This window comes from Pararhizobium sp. PWRC1-1 (assembly GCF_049897905.1).
Taxonomy (GTDB): domain Bacteria; phylum Pseudomonadota; class Alphaproteobacteria; order Rhizobiales; family Rhizobiaceae; genus Pararhizobium.
Window position 1 is genome coordinate 80,440 of sequence record NZ_JAFCXE010000024.1, and the last position, 18,748, is coordinate 99,187.

Sequence of the window (18,748 nt, forward strand, 5' to 3'; positions counted from 1 at the left end):
TTCAGGCCCAGGGATGCGAGGCGGCATTGGCCTTTTCGAATGTGTCGATCGCCGTTGCCTTTTCCAGCGTCAGGCCGATATCGTCGAGGCCGTTCAGCATGCAGTGGCGGCGGAACGCGTCGAGTTCGAAGGTGATCTTGCCACCGTCCGGACCGGTGATTTCCTGGTTTTCCAGATCGACCGTCAGGATGGCGTTGGAGCCGCGCGAGGCGTCATCCATCAGCTTTTCCAGATCTTCGGGAGAGACCACGACCGGCAGAATGCCGTTCTTGAAACAGTTATTGTAGAAGATGTCGGCAAACGAGGTCGAGATGACGCAGCGGATGCCGAAGTCGAGCAACGCCCACGGGGCATGTTCGCGCGACGAGCCGCAGCCGAAATTGTCGCCGGCAACCAGGATCTTGGCATTCTGGTAGGCGGGCTTGTTGAGGACGAAATCCTCGTTGACCGAGCCGTCTTCATGGTAGCGGGCTTCGGCGAAAAGCCCGGTGCCGAGCCCGGTGCGCTTGATCGTCTTCAGGTAATCCTTCGGAATGATCATATCCGTGTCGATATTGACGACGGGGAGCGGCGCGGCGACGCCGGTGAGCTTGACGAACTTGTCCATGGCAATGGCCTTCGATTTCAACGGGGCGGAAAAATTTCCGCCCAGCGTTTAGAGCAATTTCATGCCGAAATGAAGGAGAATCTTGTTTCCGATAGCCAGAAAGCCCCAAGGCGGCCCTTAGAGGTCGATGATCGTGCCGCGGCCGTCGTTCCAGATGCGCGGTTCGCGCTGCTGGCGGGTGGAATTGCGGTTTACCGTGGCCCGCACGGGCTTGGGCGCAAGCCGTGCCGCAATCGTCGTACCGATCATCACGACCGAGGCGATGCCGATCAGGGCAAGACCGAGCGATGCGGTAAACACGAAGGCCATCAGCGTGAACGCGATGCCTGCGATTGTCAGGAGGAGAGAGCGTATGCTTTGCATTGTCGTCACCTTTCGTTGCCTGAAATGTGGGTTCGCCCGCGCCGCGTTGCAAGGCCTACTTCCGTATGACATGTCTGCCTTGCGAAAATGGCGAAAGCCGGGCACAAAAGCCGCATGAATCTTCCCAACGATCGCCACCCTTCCCGTCTGCGCCGCTCGGTCCTGTGTGTGCCCGCCGACAATGCCCGCGCCCTTGCCAAGATCGCCACCCTTGCCTGCGACGCGGTGATCTACGATCTCGAGGATGCGGTCTCCATCGACAACAAGGTTGCCGCCCGCCGGACACTGCTCGATCATCTGCAGCGGCAGCGCCGCCGCGATATCGAAGTGATCGTCCGCATCAATGATCTGAAGACCCCCTTCGGCGAGAAAGACCTGGCCTTCGCCCTGACGCTGTCGCCCGATGCCATCCTGCTTCCCAAGGTCGAAAGTCCGCAGGATATCCAGGCCGTCGTGGATTTCCTCTCGGAAAACGATGCGCCGGATAGCGTTCGTCTCTGGGCAATGATCGAGACTCCACGCGGAGTGCTGAACGCGGCAGCGATTGCCGAAACCGGCCGCACCTCCGGCGGCAGGCTTGATTGTTTCGTGCCGGGGCTGAATGATTTGCGCAAGGAAACCGGCGTGCCCGCCCTGCCCGGCCGCACCTACCTGATTGCCTGGTTGATGCAGATATTGCTCGCCGCCCGCAGCTGCGGCCTCGACATCATCGATGCCGTCTTCAACGATTTCCGGGATGATGCGGGTTTTGCGGCGGAATGCGCCCAAGGCCGCGACATGGGTTTTGATGGCAAGATGCTGATCCACCCGGCCCAGATCGGCCCAGCCAACGGCGCCTTCGGTGTCGCCGATGCCGCCCTTGACGACGCCCGGTCGATCATCGACGCCTTTGCACTGCCGGAAAATGCCGATAAAGCCGTCATCAATCTCAACGGCCAGATGGTCGAGCGTCTTCATCTCGATCAAGCCCTGCGGCTCGCCACCAAGGCCGATGCCATCAACACAAAAGGAAAAACCCCTTGAAACTTTACCGCCTGCTGACCGCCATCGACGACGCCACCTTCTGCCACAAGGTCACGGCCGCCCTCAACAAGGGCTGGGACCTGTATGGTTCACCGACCTATGCCTGGAACCAGGAAACCCGGGCGATGATGTGCGGCCAGGCCGTGGTCAAGGATGTCGAGGGCAAGGAATACACCCCCGATACCAAGCTGTCCGAACACTGATCCTGATTGACTGAAAGCTGCTGGGACGGTTCAACCGTCTCAGCCGCCCACATGCTCGACGCTTTCCTCGATCCGCTCCATGTCGTCGTCCGACAGGCCGAAATGATGGCCGATCTCGTGGATCAGCACATGGGTGATGATGTCGCCCAGCGTCTCTTCGTTCTCCGCCCAATAGTCGAGGATCGGCCGGCGGTAGAGAATGATCCGGTTCGGCATCTCGCCGGTTTCCATGGTGAAGCGTTCACCAATACCGCGCCCCTCGAACAATCCAAGCAGATCGAACGGCGTTTCCAGCGCCATGTCTTCGAAAACGTCCTCATCTGGAAAATCATTGATTTCGATGGTCAGATCGGTGGCCAGCGCCCGGAATTCCTCCGGCAGGTGGCTGTAGGCCTCCAGCGCCAGGGATTCGAATGTGCTGATTGTCGGCGCGTGGCGTTCCCGCCAATCGTCGCTCTGGTCTATGCGGGCCATGGGCACTCCTTGCTTGCCCCCTGATATAGCCATTTCATCAGCGTTTTTCGAGGGTTGAATTTGTATGGTCCCCGTCAAGGAATAAATTCTTAGAGATTCCCGTTGACTCTTCCGGGAAGCTCTGGAATCTATAGGAACATAACAGGAACAACTTGAATTGGAGTGACGTCATGGTGCAGACGCCCATGACGCGCGAGCGTCTTTTTGCGCTCCGCGAAGAGATAGCAAGGCTGGAAGGCAATTCCATCGCCGCCGCCAGGCAGGAGGCTTTGGCCGGCGAAAGCGGCCATGCAAAGCAAAGGGAGATCCATCGTGTTCCGCTGGGGGTAGCGGCGCTGGATCATGCCATGGAAGGCGGGTTGCCCCTCAATGGCATGACCGAAATCCGCTCGCAGTTGATGCGCGATGCAACGGCCGCAACCGGTTTTGCATTGGCGCTTGCCGCCCTGCTGCAGCGTAGGTCGGATGAGGATCGCTCGCCGGTTCTGTGGATCAGCGACGCCGTCACATCGATGGAAACAGGCATTCCCTATGCGCTCGGGCTTGCAGATTTCGGGGTGAAGCCGGAGCGCTTCCTGCATGCCGCACCACGCAGACTGGAGGAGGCGCTCTGGCTTGCCGAAACCGCCGTCGAAAGTGGTGCCTTTTCGGTCAGCATATTGGAGGTCAAAGGCAATCCCGCCCATTTCGGCCTGACCGAAAGCCGGCGGCTGGGCCTGCGGGCAAAGGCGGCAGGTCGCCCGCTCCTCCTTTTGCGTCAGTCCGGAGAGGAAGAGGCAAGCAGCGCGCCCTTCCGCTTTCTGGTTGAGCCCGCACCCGCAACCAGCCGGTTTTTGCCGGATCAATCGATGCTTGGCGGCAGCATCGGCAATCCGGTTTTCCGTCTCACCCTCGAGAAAAGCCGAAATCCGGCTCCCGTCTCCCTGCTTCTGGAGTGGAATCCCCATGACCGTCAGTTTTCCCCCGTCCGCGAGCCAGAATATGCTCGGTCTCCGCGCAAGCTCCCAGCGCATTCTGGCTCTCGCCTTCCCGCACCTGCCAACCGACCGGGTCGCCCGCAAGAAGTGGGGTCTGTCCTGGCGCTTGAGCGGGCGTCCTGACGCCCCTCCGATCGTCTGCTCCGGGCGGCTCAATAACGCCATGCGGTTGACGGCGCTTGACGAGGCGGCGGAAGCGATCGGGCTTAGGAAAAACCAGGGCGCGTCGGAAGCGCGAGCCATGTGTCCCAGGCTCGATGTCGTGGAAGAAGATCTGGCCGCCGATCGCCGCCTGCTCGACGGCATCGCCGACTGGTGTGATCGTTATACCCCCCTCGTGGCGCTTGATGGCCGGGATGGGTTGTTTCTCGATATCACCGGCAGTTCCCATCTCTTCGGTGGCGAAAAGGCCATGCTCCAAGACATCCTCATGCGGCTTTTCCAGATGGGAATTGATGCCCGTGGCGCCGTATCCTCCGCGCCGGGCCTCTCCTGGGCCGTCTCCCGTCTGGGCAATGGTGGCGTCATCCTGGACGAGCAGATCGAAGAAGTGTTGTCGCCCTTGCCGGTCGCATCGCTGCGGCTGGAGGAAACAACTGTCGCCGCGCTGCAGAAGCTCGGATTGAAGCAGGTCGGCGATCTCATCATGGCACCGCGAGCACCCCTGGCGCGGCGTTTCGGAGCGCAACTGCTGCTCCGGCTTGATCAGGCGCTCGGCCGCGATGAAGAGCCCGTCTCCCCACGCCGCCCCGTCGCCAGCCTTTCTGCTGAACGGCGGCTGATTGAGCCCATCCAGGCAGAGGAGGATATCCTCTATCTGACCGGGCAGATCGCCCTGTCGCTGAAAACAAGCCTGGAAGAGCGCGGGGCGGGCGGGCGGGCTTTCGAACTCATGCTGTTTAGGGTCGATGGCCGGGTCTTTCGCATCGCGGCTGGCGCTTCGCAGCCATTGCGGGATCCGAAGCGGATCGCCGCGCTCTTTTCCGAACGCCTTCAAGCCGTTCATGATAATCTCGACGCCGGCTATGGTTTTGAAATCCTGCGGCTCAACGTCATGCGGTATGAAGCCTTCGATACACCGCAGGAGGATTTTGATGGCGCCCGGCAAAAGGATGTCTCTCTCGCTGGGTTTGTCGATCGCGTCTCAGCCCGCCTCGGTGCCGATTGCCTGCAGAGTTTTCAGTTGTGCGAGAGCCATGTGCCGGAACGGGCGGTGGCCGCGATCCCGGCCATCGATACGCTTGCGCCGGGCAAGAAACCGGTCGCAAGCGTTTTCCCCTGGTCCCGCAGCGAGCGCCCTCTCAGGCTTTTCCGCCGGCCGGAGCTGGTGGAGGTCTCCCTGGCCGAAGTACCGGAGGGACCACCGCAAAGCTTTTATTGGCGCCGCGTGACGCATCGCGTCTCTCGCAGCCAGGGACCGGAACGGCTTGCCATGGAATGGTGGATCGATGGTGCGGACGCCCAGTCTCGGGATTATTTTCGCCTTGAAGATGATACCGGTCATCGCTTCTGGCTCTATCGCGAGGGTCTCTACGGCCAGATGCCGCCACCGCGCTGGTTCATGCATGGGCTTTTCGCATGAGTGCGGAACCCCAATTTTTCGAGATTGGCGCTCGATCGAATTTCTCTTTTCTCGAAGGGGCGTCTGAGCCGAGGGAAATGGTGTGGCAGGCGGCGATCCTGAGGCTCTCCGGCTTGGGGATCGCTGACCGGAATTCGGTCGCAGGCGTGGTTCGGGCTCATGCGCAGATCAGGGCGATGAGGGAGGAATACGAAAAGGCGGTTCAAGAAAATCAGGAGCTTGGTCAAAAGGGAGAAGAGGGAAAGAAATGTTTGGAAGCCGTTCCCTTTCAGCCGGGTGCACGGCTGGTCTTTTCCGACGGCACACCGGATATTCTCGCCTACCCGCAAACCAGAAACGGTTGGGCGCATCTCTGCCGCATGCTGAGTGCTGGAAACCTCAGAACGCAAAAGGGCTCGTGCATTCTGAACGAAGCGGACCTTATCGAATGGGGGGACGAGATGATGCTCGCCCTCATTCCCTCCGCGTCCTTGCTGGATGATGCTGGCAAAAGAAAAAAACTGGAGGAATGTCTTGAGCGCTTGCGAGAACGCTTTTGCGAAAAACTCTATCTGGTGCTGTCGCCGTCCTATGATGGGCGGGACGCAGAGGTTTTTGCCACGCTCTCTCTGCTCGCCGCCCGAAACCGCGTGCCGCTGATCGCCAGCAACCAGCCACTCTATCACCACATATCCCGCCGCCCCCTGTCAGACATCGTCACGGCCATTCGCGAGCACGTGCCGATTACGCAGGCGGGTTTCCGGCTCGCCCCCAATGCGGAACGGTACCTCAAGGATTCACGTGAAATGTCGCGGTTGTTCCGCGCCTACCCGAAGGCCATCGCCAACACGGAAAAGTTCTTCAAAAACCTGTCCTTTTCGCTGGATGAACTGAAACACAACTATCCGGATGAAGGCGATGAAGGAGAAGCGCCTTCCGACATGCTTGAACGCTTGACCTGGGAAGGCGCTCGAAAACGCTACCCGGAAGGCATTCCGGATAAAGTCAAAACCCAGATCGGTTACGAGTTGAAACTCATCCGCGACAAGGAATATGCCCCCTATTTCCTGACGGTTTACAAGATCATCCAGCACGCCCGCTATGAACTGAAGATCCTGTGCCAGGGGCGCGGTTCAGCGGCAAATTCCGTCATCTGCTATTGCCTTGAGATTACCGAGGTCAACCCGGAGAAAAGCACGCTTCTCTTCGACCGGTTTCTGTCGATGGATCGGGATGAGCCGCCGGATATCGATGTGGATTTTGAGCACGACAGGCGGGAAGAGGTCATCCAGTATATCTACAAGACCTATCGCAAAGAACATGCCGGTCTGACGGCGGCAGTAACGAGCTACCGGGCGCGGTCTGCCGGCCGCGAGGTAGCCAAGGCCTTCGGGCTTTCGGAAGATGTGCAGTCGGCTCTTGCCAGCACGGTATGGGGCTGGTCGGCGGAGGATCTGTCTGAACGCGAGGCAAAGGCAGCCGGTCTCGATCTGTCCGACGCCGTCACCAGGAATGTTCTTCACTATGCGACCCAGCTTCTGAGCTTTCCCCGGCATCTCACGCAGCATGTCGGCGGATTCGTCATTACCAAGGACCGGCTCGACGAGGTGGTGCCGATCATGAACACAGCCATGCCGGGCCGGTATATGGTCGAATGGGACAAGGACGATCTCGATAATCTTCGCATTCTGAAGGTCGATATCCTGGCTTTGGGAATGCTCACTTGTCTGCGCAAAGCCTTTGAATTTCTGGAATGTCACTATGACGTGAGGAAGACGCTCGCCGATCTCGGCAACAAGGATCACGAGGACGGCAAGCCGGTCTACGACATGATGTGCCGGGCTGATACGATCGGGGTATTTCAGATCGAAAGCCGAGCGCAGATGAGCATGCTGCCGCGCCTTCGCCCGCGCGAATTTTATGACCTAGTCATCGAGGTCGCGATCGTTCGGCCCGGCCCCATCCAGGGAGATATGGTGCATCCCTATCTCAAGAATCGTGGGCGAGCCCATCTTCCCGGCTTCAAGATCGATTACCCCAAGGATGAAATGATACCCATTCTGAAGCGCACACATGGTGTTCCGCTCTTTCAGGAGCAGGCAATGCAGATTGCCATTACCGCCGCGAAATTTTCGCCGGCAAAGGCGGATCGTCTGCGCCGCTCGATGGCAACGTTCAAGCGTTCCGGGCAGGTCAACTCATTCCGGGACGATATGGTCAACGGCATGGTGGCCAATGGGTATACGCGGCACTTTGCGGAGCGCTGTTTCAAGCAGATCGAGGGTTTTGGCGAATATGGCTTTCCGGAAAGTCATGCCGCCTCCTTTGCATTGCTCGTCTACGCATCCTCCTGGGTCAAGGCCTATTATCCCGACGTCTTCTGCGCGGCCTTGTTGAACTCGCAACCGATGGGGTTCTATGCGCCGTCGCAACTGGTTCGTGATGCGCGCGAACACGGGGTCGAGGTGCGACCGGTTGATATCAATATTTCTGAATGGGATTGCCTGCTTGAAGAGGCCGAGTTCGAGGCCGGCGCGATCGATCGGAGGCATGGTTCGATGCGGGGGATCATCAGGACGCAGAGAGCCGTGCGGCTTGGCTTCCGGCAGGTGAAGGGGCTTTCGGATACCGATATGCAGGACCTCGTCGCCAATCGCGGCCAGCGTTACGTCTCCGTGCGCGACCTCTGGCTGCGGTCGGGATTGCAAAAGTCCGATATCGAGCGGTTGGCGGATGCCGACGCCTTCGGCTCGATCGGGTTGTCGCGGCGGGAAGCACTCTGGGCCGTGCGGGGGTTGGATGCCAAGAGTGCGGCGGAAAGCCTGCCTTTGTTCGACCGTGTGGGCCGCACCGACCTTCGGGTGGAGCCGGAAACCCACTTGCCGGAAATGCTGCCGGGCGAACAGGTTATCGAGGATTATCGCTATCTCTCGCTCTCGCTGAAAGCGCACCCGGTTTCCTTCCTGCGCGATGAATTTGCCACCATGGATGTATTGCCGAACGGAAATCTTCTGAATGTGCCAAACGGACAGAAGGTCACCATTGCGGGGCTTGTGCTGGTCCGCCAAAGACCGGGCTCGGCCAAAGGCGTGATCTTCATGACGCTGGAAGACGAAACGGGCGTTGCCAATGCCATTGTCTGGACCAAGACATTCGACCGGTACCGGTCTGTCGTCATGAATGCCCGGCTGGTGAAAATCAGGGGCAAGTTGCAATGCGAGAGCGGGGTGATCCATGTGGTGGCCGATCATATCGAGGACATGACGCCAATGCTGGGTCTGCTCCAGCGTGAGGCCCGCCGTTTAGGCGCATGCGAGCGTGCAGACGAAGTCCTTCGCCCGACAGCCGACCATCGGCAGAAGAGACGGTCAAGCGGGATGGAGGGATTTTCGCGTGACGCGCAGACAGGAGACACGACTCATCGCCGCGATAGTGCCGAGACCGCAGCCGTCATGCCGAAAGGGCGAAATTTTCACTGAGGATTGAAGTGTACGAGGACGCACGTTGTCGAGCCGACATCGGCGATCTGGATTTATCGAAGCCGATTTCCACATCATTGTAACAAAAATTGTACGGGATTTTTGCCGCTCAACAAAACTTGAATTCGGTCGAAAAGTCACAGCGGACAGAAATCTCTAATACTAAACCAATGAAAAGACGATGTTTTTTATCAAGTTTAGAATTGATCTAATATTGAGTTGCTAATTTACCACGGCTGTTGAGCGGCATTTTTTGTTGACACTAAATATCCGCTTTTGCTTTATGACTTTAATTCAGTGCGTTGCGTATCACGGGCAGACGGAAATGCTGGTTTGTAGCTGCAATTTTATCACCGATAAGGACATTCAGGACACCATCATCGAGATGCTCGATGAGGACTGTTGGCAGCTGATCGTACCTGCAAAAGTCTATCATGCGATGGAAAAACGCGGCCGTTGCTGCGGCTGTTTTCCCAACGTCGTCGACATCACTATCCGCACCACCGAGCAATATCACGCCGGCCGCCCCTCGACTGGCGAGCAGATGTTTGATTTCATGACCCGCCTCAAACAATTCCATGAAGAAAACAGGAGAGCGGATCTTGAAAGGCGACAAAAAAGTCATCGAGCAGCTTAACGAAGCGCTGTATCTCGAGCTCGGGGCTGTCAACCAGTATTGGGTCCATTATCGTCTCCTCGACGACTGGGGCTATACGCTGCTTGCCAAGAAAGAGCGTGCCGAATCCATCGAGGAAATGCATCACGCCGACAAGCTGGTTTCCCGCATCATCTTCCTTGAAGGCCACCCCAATCTGCAGACGGTTGCCCCCCTTCGCATCGGCCAGTCGGTGAAGGAAGTGCTGGAGGCCGATCTCGCCGGCGAATATGATGCCCGCAAGGCCTACAAGAAATCCCGCGACATCTGTCATGACGCGGGCGATTACGTTTCCATGAAGCTGTTCGAAGAGCTGCTGATGGACGAGGAAAGCCATATCGACTTCCTCGAAACCCAGCTCGATCTCTTCAACAAGATTGGCGCCGAGAAATACGGCCAGCTCAATGCAGCGCCGGCCAACGAAGCCGAATAAGGCTCCATCACTCGCAAAAATGCCCGCCCGGCTGTCGCGGCGGGCATTTTTTATGCATTTTGACCGTGCAAGGAGTCGAAGCCCGCAGAGCAACGCAACTTTGACGCGGCGTAGCGCAGAGTGTTTCCTCCTACGGCTATGACGGAAACGATACGCTGATCGGTACAAAACAGCTCGGCTGAGCTGGATGGCGGCTTTGAAAAAGGTGCCCACACCGGCGTTTCGGGGCGGGCGTTGTACGGGTCAAGAACGCAAGTCGATACGCAGGGTTCGTCACTATCATTGCCCGTCGCATCAGGCTTGGGCATTCTCGCGCGGCTGCCCTGGGAAATCGCTTGCGCCATTCGCCTCACTTTGTGACGGTGATAGTGGGCTTTTCCGACGGCTGTATTCGCGCGGCGAACAGCCCATGAGCCTCTTGAAGGCCGTGCTGAAGGCGGCTTCCGATCTGTATCCAAGCGATGGGGCTATGACCGAGATCGTATCCCTGGAATTCTCCAACCTGTCGCCTGCCAGCGCCATGCGCCAATGTGTCAGATATTCCATCGGCGACGTGCCGACGGTCTCCTTGAATTTCAGGGCAAAGGCGATCGTGACATGCCCGCTTGCTCTGCCAGTTGTTGCAAAGTCCAGCGATGCGCCGGATTGCCGTGCATGGCGGTCATCGCGGTGTTCATCTGCTTGTCTGCCAGGGCGAAGAGCCAGCCGACAGTACGGTTCGATCCCTCGGCCAGATGTAGCCGAAGCGCCTGTACCAGCATCATATGGGCGAGGTGCTGGACGACGAGAAAGCCGCCTGGCTGCTGCGCGCGCAGTTCCTGCATCATCCGTTCCACCGACCAGCGCAGTGCCGCCCTGCCCTCCTCGTCGCGAATGTGAATGATGGGCGGCAGCATCTGCAACAGGATACCGGCATGGTTGCCGGCGAGCGCGAAACGGCTGCTGACCAGCGAAAAGTCCCCGCCGCCGTTGTAGGTCACGATCCTACCCTTACGAACAGCCGCGAAAACCGTCGCTGCATCAATCGGCGCCAGGGCGATATCACTGGCAAGCCGGAACGGCCGCCCGCTTGGCAGGAGAAAGCCGTCTCCCATCTTCAGTTGCACTGCACCGGGAACGCCCTCCACCGACAGCCAGCATTGACCGGACACCACCGCCCCGCATTTGCTGCTGTCCTGCTGATCCGGAAACTGGATCGACCAGTCCCCCCGCGGCGTCAAAGCCGGCGGACATATAGTTACGCGGTTTTAGCAGTGACAGCACGTTGGAGAGTGGATCCATAACCTGTCCGGGACGATTGCAAAGGTTATTTGGACGTTACAGCATGGATCGTATTTTCTCAATGATCTGGCTTGTCGTCAACGCGGCTGGGACGCGGCCGTCGCCGCGAGAGAAGCCAAGGAGAATTGTCATGCGCGCCTTTGTCACCGGTGCCACAGGCTTTGTCGGTTCAGCAGTCGTTACGGAACTCATCCGCGCCAGCCATCAGGTCACAGGGCTCGCCCGCTCGGATGCTGCTGCGGCGTCTCTTGCAGCCGCTGGTGCTGCGGTGCATCGCGGTCATCTTGAGGATCTGGATAGCCTGCGCAGTGGAGCCGCCGCTGCGGATGCGGTCATCCATGCTGGGTTCATCCACGACTTCTCGAAATTCAAGGAGAACTGCGAGATCGACCGGCACGCGATTGAAGCGCTGGGATCCGCGCTGGTTGGCAGCAATCGTCCCTTGATCGTCACCTCCGGGACCGGCCTGCTGACCCCGGGCGCGCTGGCGACCGAGGACACGGCACCGGGTTCAGTGGTTCCGCGCGTTTCCGAACAGACTGCATTGTCCTTGCTGCCTTCAGGCCTGCGCGTGTCCGTGGTGCGTCTTCCTCCATCGGTGCACGGCGATGGTGATCACGGTTTTGTCCCTCTCCTGATCGGCATTGCGCGGGAAAAGGGCGTTTCGGCCTATATCGGCGAAGGGCTCAACCATTGGCCAGCGGTGCACCGGTTGGATGCCGCCCGGCTCTACAGGCTTGTGCTGGAAAAAGGGGCAGCCGGCGCCCGCTATCACGCGGTGGCCGAAGAAGGCATCCCGTTCCGGGACATAGCCGGGGTCATTGGCCGCCGGCTTGCCGTGCCGGTCGTCGGACAATCTCCTGAGGCGGCGGCGGCGCACTTTGGCTGGTTTGCGCATTTCGCTGGTATCGACAACAAGGCCTCAAGCGAGCGAACACGGGAATTGCTGGGCTGGCAAGCGGCGCAGCCCGGGCTGATTGCTGATCTCGACCGGCCACGCTATTTCGAAATGTGAATGGGCTGCGCGTGAGATGGTCGCCTTTGTCTACCGTGGCGATGCACTGCCGGCCAGATGCTCGAACGCCGCCACGACATCCTCGTAGACCCCGCGTTTGAACGCCACGATCAGGTCTGGCAGCGCCTGCATCGGCTTCCAGGCCCATTCGTCGAACTCCGGCTCGTGGCCGCCGGGCGGCGGGTTGATGGCGATTTCGGATTCCTCGCCTTCAAAGCGAAAGGCAAACCAGCGCTGGGTCTGGCCGCGATACTTGCCCTTGAGGCCGATGCCGATCAGGTGGGCAGGCAGGTCATAGTTGATCCAGTCGGGTGCTTCGGCAAGCAGCGAAACGGTGGTCATGCCGGTTTCTTCGTAGAGTTCGCGATAGGCCGCTTTCTCCGGGTCTTCCCCCTTGTCGATGCCGCCCTGCGGCATCTGCCAGAGCTGGCCCGAGCCGTCATATTCGGAATTGCCGATCGGAATGCGCCGCCCGGCCCAGACGAGACCCTCCCGGTTGAGCACCATGATCCCGACACACGGGCGATAAGGCAGATCGTCCGCCTTTACCGGTTTTGATTTGTCCTTGCTCATGCGCTTGCCCTTTGCCTGCCTTGCGCGCCGGACCAATGAAATCCGCGCGGCTCAACGAATACATACGCTATTGTGGTTGCGGATCCTTGACGAGCGCCGAAACGCCGACAAATTCGATGCCGCGTGTACTCGCTTCGTCCATCCACTGGGAAATGGCTGCGACGCTTTCATCGAAGGCTGAGGCAACGCCGATGGCGCCGCCATTGCGCCTGGCGATGCGCTCCAGTTCATCGAGTTTCTTCAGGATCGCTGTGCGGTCGATCTGGTCATCGACGACCATATCGGCAAATCCATGTGGTACGCCGATCGTTTCGGCCAGCGTTCCCGTCAGCGTCTGCGCCGATGTCGAGTCGTCGAGGAAGAGCAGTCCGCGCCTGCCAATGTCGCGCATGACCGGCTCCAGCGCGCCGGCGTCCGACAGAAAACGCCCGCCGAGAAAATTCATGACACCGGTATAGTTGGTGATCTGGGCGAGCGAAGTGTGCAGTTCCGACAGGTTCTTTTTTGCATCCAGCCCGACGCGTAGCGTGTGCGGGCCGGGATTGTTTTCCGGGTAATCGAAGGGTTCGAAGGGGACCTGCAAAAGGATTTCATGGCCAGTGCGACGCGCTTCCTGCATCCAGCGCTGCAGGCTGTTACCGGTTGCGGCAAAGGCCATCGTAACATCGGGGGAAAGCTGACGCAGAGCATTCTGCGTACCCGTTTGGCTGAGCCCGAGGCCGCCGACAACGATTGCGATGCGGATGCCGCGGGCGCCGGACCATGGCCGCGCATATTGATCCATTGGCCGCAAACCGTCAGGACCAGTGATCGGCAGCCGTCCCTCCGGACTGTCTTCCAAAAGGTCATCATTCGGGAAGGTCGCCAGGCGCGGGTCCTGACCTTTGGTGCGGCCGACCTCGATGAAGGCGGGGCCGTCGCCGTCGCGCTGTTTGGGAGAAAACTTGGTGACGATGGAACCGTTGTCGGTCAGCGTTTCCTCGACATGGGCACCAGAAAGTGCACCGCTTGTCTTCTGCTGCTTAAGCTGGGTGGTGTTGGGCTCAGTCGCCGCCTTTTCGCCTGGCTGGGCGGCATCCGCCAAGATCTGCGGTTCTGGCGGTAGGATCAGACCGGTCGGCTTCAGAACGGTCCAGACGGAAACGCCAATCAGCGCCAGGGCGCAAACGCCAAGCGACAGGTGGCCGAATGTCAGGCCGGACTTTTCAGCTTTGGAGGAGCGCGTCTTGCGGTTCTGACCAAGAGGAGCGTTGAGATCTGTTCCCAAGAGGGCCTCTATCGATCTGAGTTGCGATGGCGGAAGCCTTTGGCTTGGGCGTTCCCTTAAAAATCGAAACCGCCGCCCAGCTGGAGCCGGGCGGCGAAGTGTATCAGGCGATCCGCATTTTTCACCGGATATTAGGGCTTCAGTTCAGCTTTTTCCGGATTGGCCGGGAAGGCCGGGTCCGTCTTCTTGCCGCGCAGAAGGTCAAGCGCGTAGTTCAGCTGCAGGTCGTCCTTGGTTTCCGGCGGGACGTAAGCGACTGAGCCGGAGCCTTCGTCGTTTTCGTTCTGGCCCTTGATATGGCCACGCAGGCTGGATTCGCTTGTGGTTTCGACCTTGCCGAGCAGTTCCGGCGGCAGCGGCTGATCGACCTTGATGTCCGGCGAGATGCCGGTGCCCTGGATCGACTTGCCCGATGGCGTGTAATAGAGCGCGGTGGTCAGACGCAGCGCGCCGGCTTCGCCGAGCGGGATGATCGTCTGAACAGAACCCTTGCCGAAGGAACGCGTGCCGAGAACGGTGGCGCGCTTCAGGTCCTGCAGGGCGCCGGCAACGATTTCCGATGCGGAAGCCGAACCGCCGTTGACGAGCACGATCACCGGCTTGCCGTCGGTCAGATCGCCTGGCGTCGCGTTGAAACGGCGCGTCTCGTCGGGATTGCGACCGCGCGTGGAGACCACTTCGCCGCGTTCCAGGAAAGCGTCGGAGACGTTGATCGCCTGGTCGAGCAGACCACCCGGATTGAGGCGCAGGTCGAGCACGTAGCCCTTGAGCTTGTCAGCCGGAACCTGAGCCTTGATCTTTTCAATCGCGTTCTTCAGATCGTCATAGGTCTTTTCCGTGAAGGAAATGACGCGGACATAACCGACATCGTCTTCCGTGCGGAACTTGACGGCGCGTACCGCGATGATGTCGCGAACGATCGTGATTTCGATCGGCTTTTCGGCACCCTTGCGCAGGATCGTCAGCTTGATCGGCTTGCCGACCGCACCGCGCATCTTATCGACCGCTTCCTCAAGCTTGAGGCCACGCACGTCAACGCCATCGATCTTCGAAATGAAGTCACCAGCGAGAACGCCAGCCTTGGCGGCCGGTGTATCATCGATCGGGCTCGTCACCTTGACGAGATCGTCTTCCATGGTGACTTCGATGCCGAGACCGCCGAATTCACCCTTGGTCTGGGTGCGCATGTCTTCGGCATCTGTCGAATTCATGTAGCTCGAATGCGGATCCAGGGATGAGAGCATGCCGTTGATGGCATTTTCGATCAGCTTGTCGTCCTGCGGCGGCGTCACGTACTGCGCACGCACACGTTCGAAAACATCGCCGAAAATCGACAGTTCGCGATAGGTCGACGGGTTGGCCGCGACGGCCGGGACGATGGAGGAGTATACAACGCCCGTGGCCGCTGCACCCATGAGTGCCCCGACCAGAACAAGTGACGTTCTACGAATCATTGCGTGCCTTTCCGGTGTCTGCTGCGGTCCACCATGGTCGGGAATCAACCGGTTTTCCGTCTTTTCTGAATTCAATGTAAAGCGTCGGACGCTCGGTTTCCAGCGCCAATGCAGTGGCACTGGCCACTCTTTTGTTACCCATCGTGCCGAGCGGTTCACCTGCGACGACGAATTGGCCCTGCTGCACTGTCACGCCTTCCAAACCCGAGAGAACGACATGATAGCCGTCACCGGGATTGAGAATGATCATCTGTCCGTAACTGCGAAACGTACCGGCAAAAACGATCCAGCCATCCGATGGCGCAGTCACCAAAGCCCCCGCATTGGTCTCAAGCATCATGCCCTGGAGCGAATGCCCTGTGCCATCGGCGTCGCCGAATTTGCGCAGGATCGATCCGGCAACCGGAAGTGCGAGCTTTTTCTGCAGGTCCGAAAACGCATATGCAGGCGCAATACGGTTTTTGTCGGGCGTCGTGCTGTTTGCCAGCTCGCGGGCCTCGTTGCGCTGGGCCTCCGACATCAGCCGACGGTTTTCCTCTTCGGCCTTGGCGGCGGCAGCTGCATCGCGTGCGGAAGTGATTTCGCTCTCAATCGAGCCGATCAGTCCCTCAAGGCTGGTTGCCTGCGTTGCAAGCTGTTCGGCCTTGCGGCGTTCGGAGGCAAGTTCCGTGGCGCTGCGCTGCTTGAGTTTCTGTTTTTCAACGATCAGCATGTTCATGCGCCGCTCTTCCTCGAGCCGCGCCGTCATGTCGTCGCCAAGCGACTGCTTCTGGGTGACGATTTCCTTGCGAACGCCGGCAAGCGCTTTCAGATCAGCGGCAAGGTTTTCCGTCTCGTGACGAATGCCGGGAACAACAGCGCCGAGCAGGATGGCGCTGCGGACGGAGGCGAGCGCATCTTCCGGCGTCACGAGCAGGGCGGGTGGCGGATTGCGCCCCATCCGCTGCAGCGCCGCCAGCACCTCAGCAAGCACGCCGCGCCGGGCGCGCAGGGAGGCATGAACGGCGTCTTCCTTTGTCCGCAACGTGGTCAGCTTCGCTTCACCGTCGATGATCTGCTGTTCCAGCGCCTTGCGTTTGTCGGCCGAGGCAACAAGCGCTGTGCGCAGCGATTCACTGGTTTTCTCCAGTTCTGCGATCCCGTCCTGCAATTGTGCGGCGCGATCGTTGGATAGGGTGATGGTCTTTGACAGGGCTTCCAATTCGCTACGGGTGCTGTCGCGTTTTACGGCAAGCTCTGCGGCGGGATCCGCCTGCGGCGGAGCCTGTTGGGCGGCGTCTTGCGGGTTTCGATCCGGTGTCTCGGGAATTTGCGCGGGCACGGCGGTGGCGAAAAGGAGAGTGATGGCCAGAAGACTCGCACGAAGACAGAGCCTTCCGGCGTCTCCCGGCTGCTCTTCCCGTGCCTGCTTTGCCGCACCTCTGGTCATTCCGCCATTCGCTGTCAGCCGTCTAATTAAGTAAAAAACCCTACGCTGATTTGGCCGGTTCAGCCAACAGCCATTCGTGGCAATTGCGGCATCCGGATAGCAGCGCAACCCCGATTGTTCAAACCCGATGATAGGGATGGCCTGAAAGGATGGTGACGGCGCGATAAAGCTGTTCTGCGATCAGGATGCGCACCAATTGATGCGGCCAGGTCATCTTGCCAAGACAAATAACAGCGTCCGCCTTGGCGTGAAGGGCGGGATCAAGCCCGTCGGCGCCGCCGATAGCAATCATCAGGTCGCGCTTGCCACTGTCGCGGAAGGAGCCAATGAGGGCTGCGAAACCTTCGGAATCCAGCGCCTTGCCGCGTTCGTCGAGAAGGATAAGAAGACCGCCATCGGGCAATGATTTTTCGAGTTGGGCCGCCTCTTCGCGCTTGCGCGTATCGGCGCTTGATCCCCGGCTTTCGGCGACTTCGGCAATCCGCGACAGTTCAAGGCCGATTGCGGGGCCGGCTTTGGCGAAACGGTCGAGATAACGGGCCGCCAGATCCTTTTCCTGGCCAGCCTTGAGGCGCCCGACGGCAAAGAGGCCAACCCGCATGTCATTTCCCTAATTTTCATCACGCCGGTCAGAGCGTCGCCGTTTGGTCCGCAGCGAGAGGCACATTCTTCCCCGCCCAGCAGAGCGCTGGTGCCGGACTTCATTCTGCAAACGGCCGCAATCGGATAACCTATCCTACACGACCATTGCAGGCTCCAAATGTGTCACTTACTGCTCAAGCGTCCAATCGCGGACGCTGTGCGCTCAGTGCAACGTACCGTCTTCCATGTCCGGCGCGGCCCACATCTTTTCGATGTTGTAGAACTCGCGGATTTCCGGGCGAAACACGTGAACGATGATGTCGCCGCCGTCGATCAGCACCCAGTCGCCGGTCTCCAGACCTTCAACGCGGGCATTTCCCTGGCCACCGTCCTTGAGATCAGTGATCAGGTGATCGGCGATCGCCATGACATGCCGGCTGGATCGCCCGGAGACCACGACCATATAGTCTCCCAACGCCGATTTCCCGGCAATGTTGATGGTGACAATATCTTCTGCCTTGGAGTCCTCGAGACTGCCGAGAACCAGGTGAAGAGCACGGGCAGCGACTTCGTCACTGCGTTCCGGGCTTTGCGGGAAAATGCGGGTGACATTTCCCTTCGCGTGTACTGTTGTCAGGGTTTTTCCTTTCCAGGTGAACAGAACAGGCATGGCGCGATTCGAATGTCGGTCGAGCCGCACTCTAAATGTAGGCACCAATGCCCTACGGTTTCAAGACACGAGAAGTAAATGATGGTTAATCATTGCTTATATGCACTCAAGATTTCGCTCGTAGCGCCGTGGAACTCAGCGGTGAACGCGGTCCGTGAATGAATGTCCAGGCCGGAGCCTTGCGCCAGGCGAGGCTTGCGGCATGGGCTTCGTCAACGCGGGCATAATCAAAGGTTTTCGCCATCTTTGAGGACAGATAGGACAGGGTATCGCCGGGGCGGTCGATGACGGCGATCGGGAAGGTGCGGGCAATCTTTTGCCAGTCCTGCCAGAGATGAAAATTCTTCAGATTGTCGGCGCCCATGATCCAGACGAAATGAATGCCGCGATTTCGTTCACGGATTTTTTCCAGCGTGCGCGCCGTATAGCTCTGGCCGAGCGACTGCTCGAAGGCCGTCACCTTGATGCGCGGATCGTGGGCGATTTTCTCGCTAAGCGCGATGCGTTCGGCAAGCGGGGCCAGATGGTTGCGGCTCTTCAGCGGATTGCCGGGTGTCACCATCCACCAGAGTTGTTTAAGGCCGAGCCTGCGCAGCGCGATATCGGCAACGAGCACATGGCCGTCATGCGGCGGATTGAATGAGCCGCCGAACAATCCGACGGTCATGCCGTTCTCGACATGGGGCATTTTCAGATAGAACG

Annotated in this window: 18 protein-coding genes and 1 pseudogene; 8 read left to right on the forward strand and 11 right to left on the reverse strand. The window is 59.3% G+C overall.

Going from position 1 to position 18,748, the window contains the following annotated elements; translation table 11 throughout:
* Window position 1: 1 nt before the first annotated feature.
* Window positions 2-607: a 3-isopropylmalate dehydratase small subunit gene (gene leuD / locus ACP7E0_RS28245; protein ID WP_113317381.1), complete on the reverse strand. Its 606-nt coding sequence runs from the start codon at window positions 605-607 to the stop codon at window positions 2-4.
* A gap of 117 nt (window positions 608-724) precedes the next feature.
* Window positions 725-970 carry a hypothetical protein gene (locus ACP7E0_RS28250; RefSeq protein ID WP_426129855.1) on the reverse strand — a complete coding sequence of 82 codons (246 nt, stop codon included), beginning with the start codon at window positions 968-970 and terminating at the stop codon, window positions 725-727.
* Window positions 971-1,084: 114 nt separating this feature from the next.
* On the opposite strand from ACP7E0_RS28250, the gene ACP7E0_RS28255 reads away from it, so the two are divergent.
* The gene (locus ACP7E0_RS28255) at window positions 1,085-1,993 is read left to right on the forward strand and encodes an HpcH/HpaI aldolase/citrate lyase family protein (RefSeq protein WP_426129857.1); all 909 of its coding nucleotides are present in this window, start codon (window positions 1,085-1,087) and stop codon (window positions 1,991-1,993) included.
* Entirely contained in the window at window positions 1,990-2,196 is a 207-nt protein-coding gene (locus ACP7E0_RS28260; RefSeq protein ID WP_113247132.1) for a DUF1737 domain-containing protein, read from the forward strand. Before ACP7E0_RS28255 ends, ACP7E0_RS28260 begins: the two co-directional genes overlap by 4 nt.
* Window positions 2,197-2,235: 39 nt before the next feature.
* Here ACP7E0_RS28260 and ACP7E0_RS28265 read toward each other — a convergent pair whose 3' ends face one another.
* Window positions 2,236-2,670, reverse strand: coding sequence for a metallopeptidase family protein (locus tag ACP7E0_RS28265; protein ID WP_060638607.1), 435 nt, complete (start codon window positions 2,668-2,670; stop codon window positions 2,236-2,238).
* Between the two features lie 170 nt (window positions 2,671-2,840).
* Between ACP7E0_RS28265 and ACP7E0_RS28270 the strand changes: the two genes are divergently transcribed.
* The 5 genes from ACP7E0_RS28270 (at window position 2,841) to bfr (ending at window position 9,775) form a co-directional block, all read left to right on the forward strand.
* Entirely contained in the window at window positions 2,841-3,770 is a 930-nt protein-coding gene (locus tag ACP7E0_RS28270; RefSeq protein WP_426129859.1) for an ImuA family protein, read from the forward strand.
* Window positions 3,652-5,229 carry a Y-family DNA polymerase gene (locus tag ACP7E0_RS28275; protein ID WP_426129861.1) on the forward strand — a complete coding sequence of 526 codons (1,578 nt, stop codon included), beginning with the start codon at window positions 3,652-3,654 and terminating at the stop codon, window positions 5,227-5,229. The genes ACP7E0_RS28270 and ACP7E0_RS28275 overlap by 119 nt, the downstream gene beginning before the upstream one ends.
* Window positions 5,226-8,687 carry an error-prone DNA polymerase gene (locus tag ACP7E0_RS28280; RefSeq protein WP_426129863.1) on the forward strand — a complete coding sequence of 1,154 codons (3,462 nt, stop codon included), beginning with the start codon at window positions 5,226-5,228 and terminating at the stop codon, window positions 8,685-8,687. Before ACP7E0_RS28275 ends, ACP7E0_RS28280 begins: the two co-directional genes overlap by 4 nt.
* 283 nt (window positions 8,688-8,970) lie before the next feature.
* Window positions 8,971-9,324: a (2Fe-2S)-binding protein gene (locus ACP7E0_RS28285; RefSeq protein WP_426129915.1), complete on the forward strand. Its 354-nt coding sequence runs from the start codon at window positions 8,971-8,973 to the stop codon at window positions 9,322-9,324.
* Window positions 9,290-9,775: a bacterioferritin gene (bfr, locus tag ACP7E0_RS28290; RefSeq protein ID WP_113317359.1), complete on the forward strand. Its 486-nt coding sequence runs from the start codon at window positions 9,290-9,292 to the stop codon at window positions 9,773-9,775. Before ACP7E0_RS28285 ends, bfr begins: the two co-directional genes overlap by 35 nt.
* A 294-nt stretch (window positions 9,776-10,069) precedes the next feature.
* On the opposite strand, the pseudogene ACP7E0_RS28295 reads toward bfr, so the two are convergent.
* Window positions 10,070-11,056 (reverse strand): annotated as a pseudogene (locus tag ACP7E0_RS28295) (AraC family transcriptional regulator).
* 130 nt (window positions 11,057-11,186) lie between these two features.
* On the opposite strand from ACP7E0_RS28295, the gene ACP7E0_RS28300 reads away from it, so the two are divergent.
* Window positions 11,187-12,071 carry an SDR family oxidoreductase gene (locus ACP7E0_RS28300; protein WP_426129865.1) on the forward strand — a complete coding sequence of 295 codons (885 nt, stop codon included), beginning with the start codon at window positions 11,187-11,189 and terminating at the stop codon, window positions 12,069-12,071.
* A gap of 30 nt (window positions 12,072-12,101) precedes the next feature.
* Here the strand turns inward: ACP7E0_RS28300 and ACP7E0_RS28305 are convergent, their stop codons facing one another.
* The 7 genes from ACP7E0_RS28305 to ACP7E0_RS28335 form a co-directional block, all read right to left on the reverse strand.
* Entirely contained in the window at window positions 12,102-12,644 is a 543-nt protein-coding gene (locus ACP7E0_RS28305) for an RNA pyrophosphohydrolase (RefSeq protein WP_426129867.1), read from the reverse strand.
* A 67-nt stretch (window positions 12,645-12,711) separates the two neighbouring features.
* Window positions 12,712-13,911, reverse strand: a complete 1,200-nt coding sequence (locus ACP7E0_RS28310; protein ID WP_426129869.1) for a divergent polysaccharide deacetylase family protein — start codon at window positions 13,909-13,911, stop codon at window positions 12,712-12,714.
* A 131-nt stretch (window positions 13,912-14,042) separates the two neighbouring features.
* Window positions 14,043-15,365, reverse strand: a complete 1,323-nt coding sequence (locus tag ACP7E0_RS28315; RefSeq protein WP_113317363.1) for a S41 family peptidase — start codon at window positions 15,363-15,365, stop codon at window positions 14,043-14,045.
* Window positions 15,355-16,794, reverse strand: a complete 1,440-nt coding sequence (locus tag ACP7E0_RS28320) for a murein hydrolase activator EnvC family protein (protein WP_426129871.1) — start codon at window positions 16,792-16,794, stop codon at window positions 15,355-15,357. Before ACP7E0_RS28320 ends, ACP7E0_RS28315 begins: the two co-directional genes overlap by 11 nt.
* Window positions 16,795-16,912: 118 nt before the next feature.
* Window positions 16,913-17,395: a 23S rRNA (pseudouridine(1915)-N(3))-methyltransferase RlmH gene (rlmH, locus tag ACP7E0_RS28325; RefSeq protein WP_426129873.1), complete on the reverse strand. Its 483-nt coding sequence runs from the start codon at window positions 17,393-17,395 to the stop codon at window positions 16,913-16,915.
* Between the two features lie 204 nt (window positions 17,396-17,599).
* The gene (rsfS, locus tag ACP7E0_RS28330; RefSeq protein WP_426129875.1) at window positions 17,600-18,046 is read right to left on the reverse strand and encodes a ribosome silencing factor; all 447 of its coding nucleotides are present in this window, start codon (window positions 18,044-18,046) and stop codon (window positions 17,600-17,602) included.
* Window positions 18,047-18,152: 106 nt separating this feature from the next.
* A complete protein-coding gene (locus ACP7E0_RS28335; RefSeq protein ID WP_426129916.1) occupies window positions 18,153-18,734 on the reverse strand; it encodes a nicotinate-nucleotide adenylyltransferase in 582 nt (193 codons plus the stop codon).
* Between the last annotated feature and the right edge of the window lie 14 nt (window positions 18,735-18,748).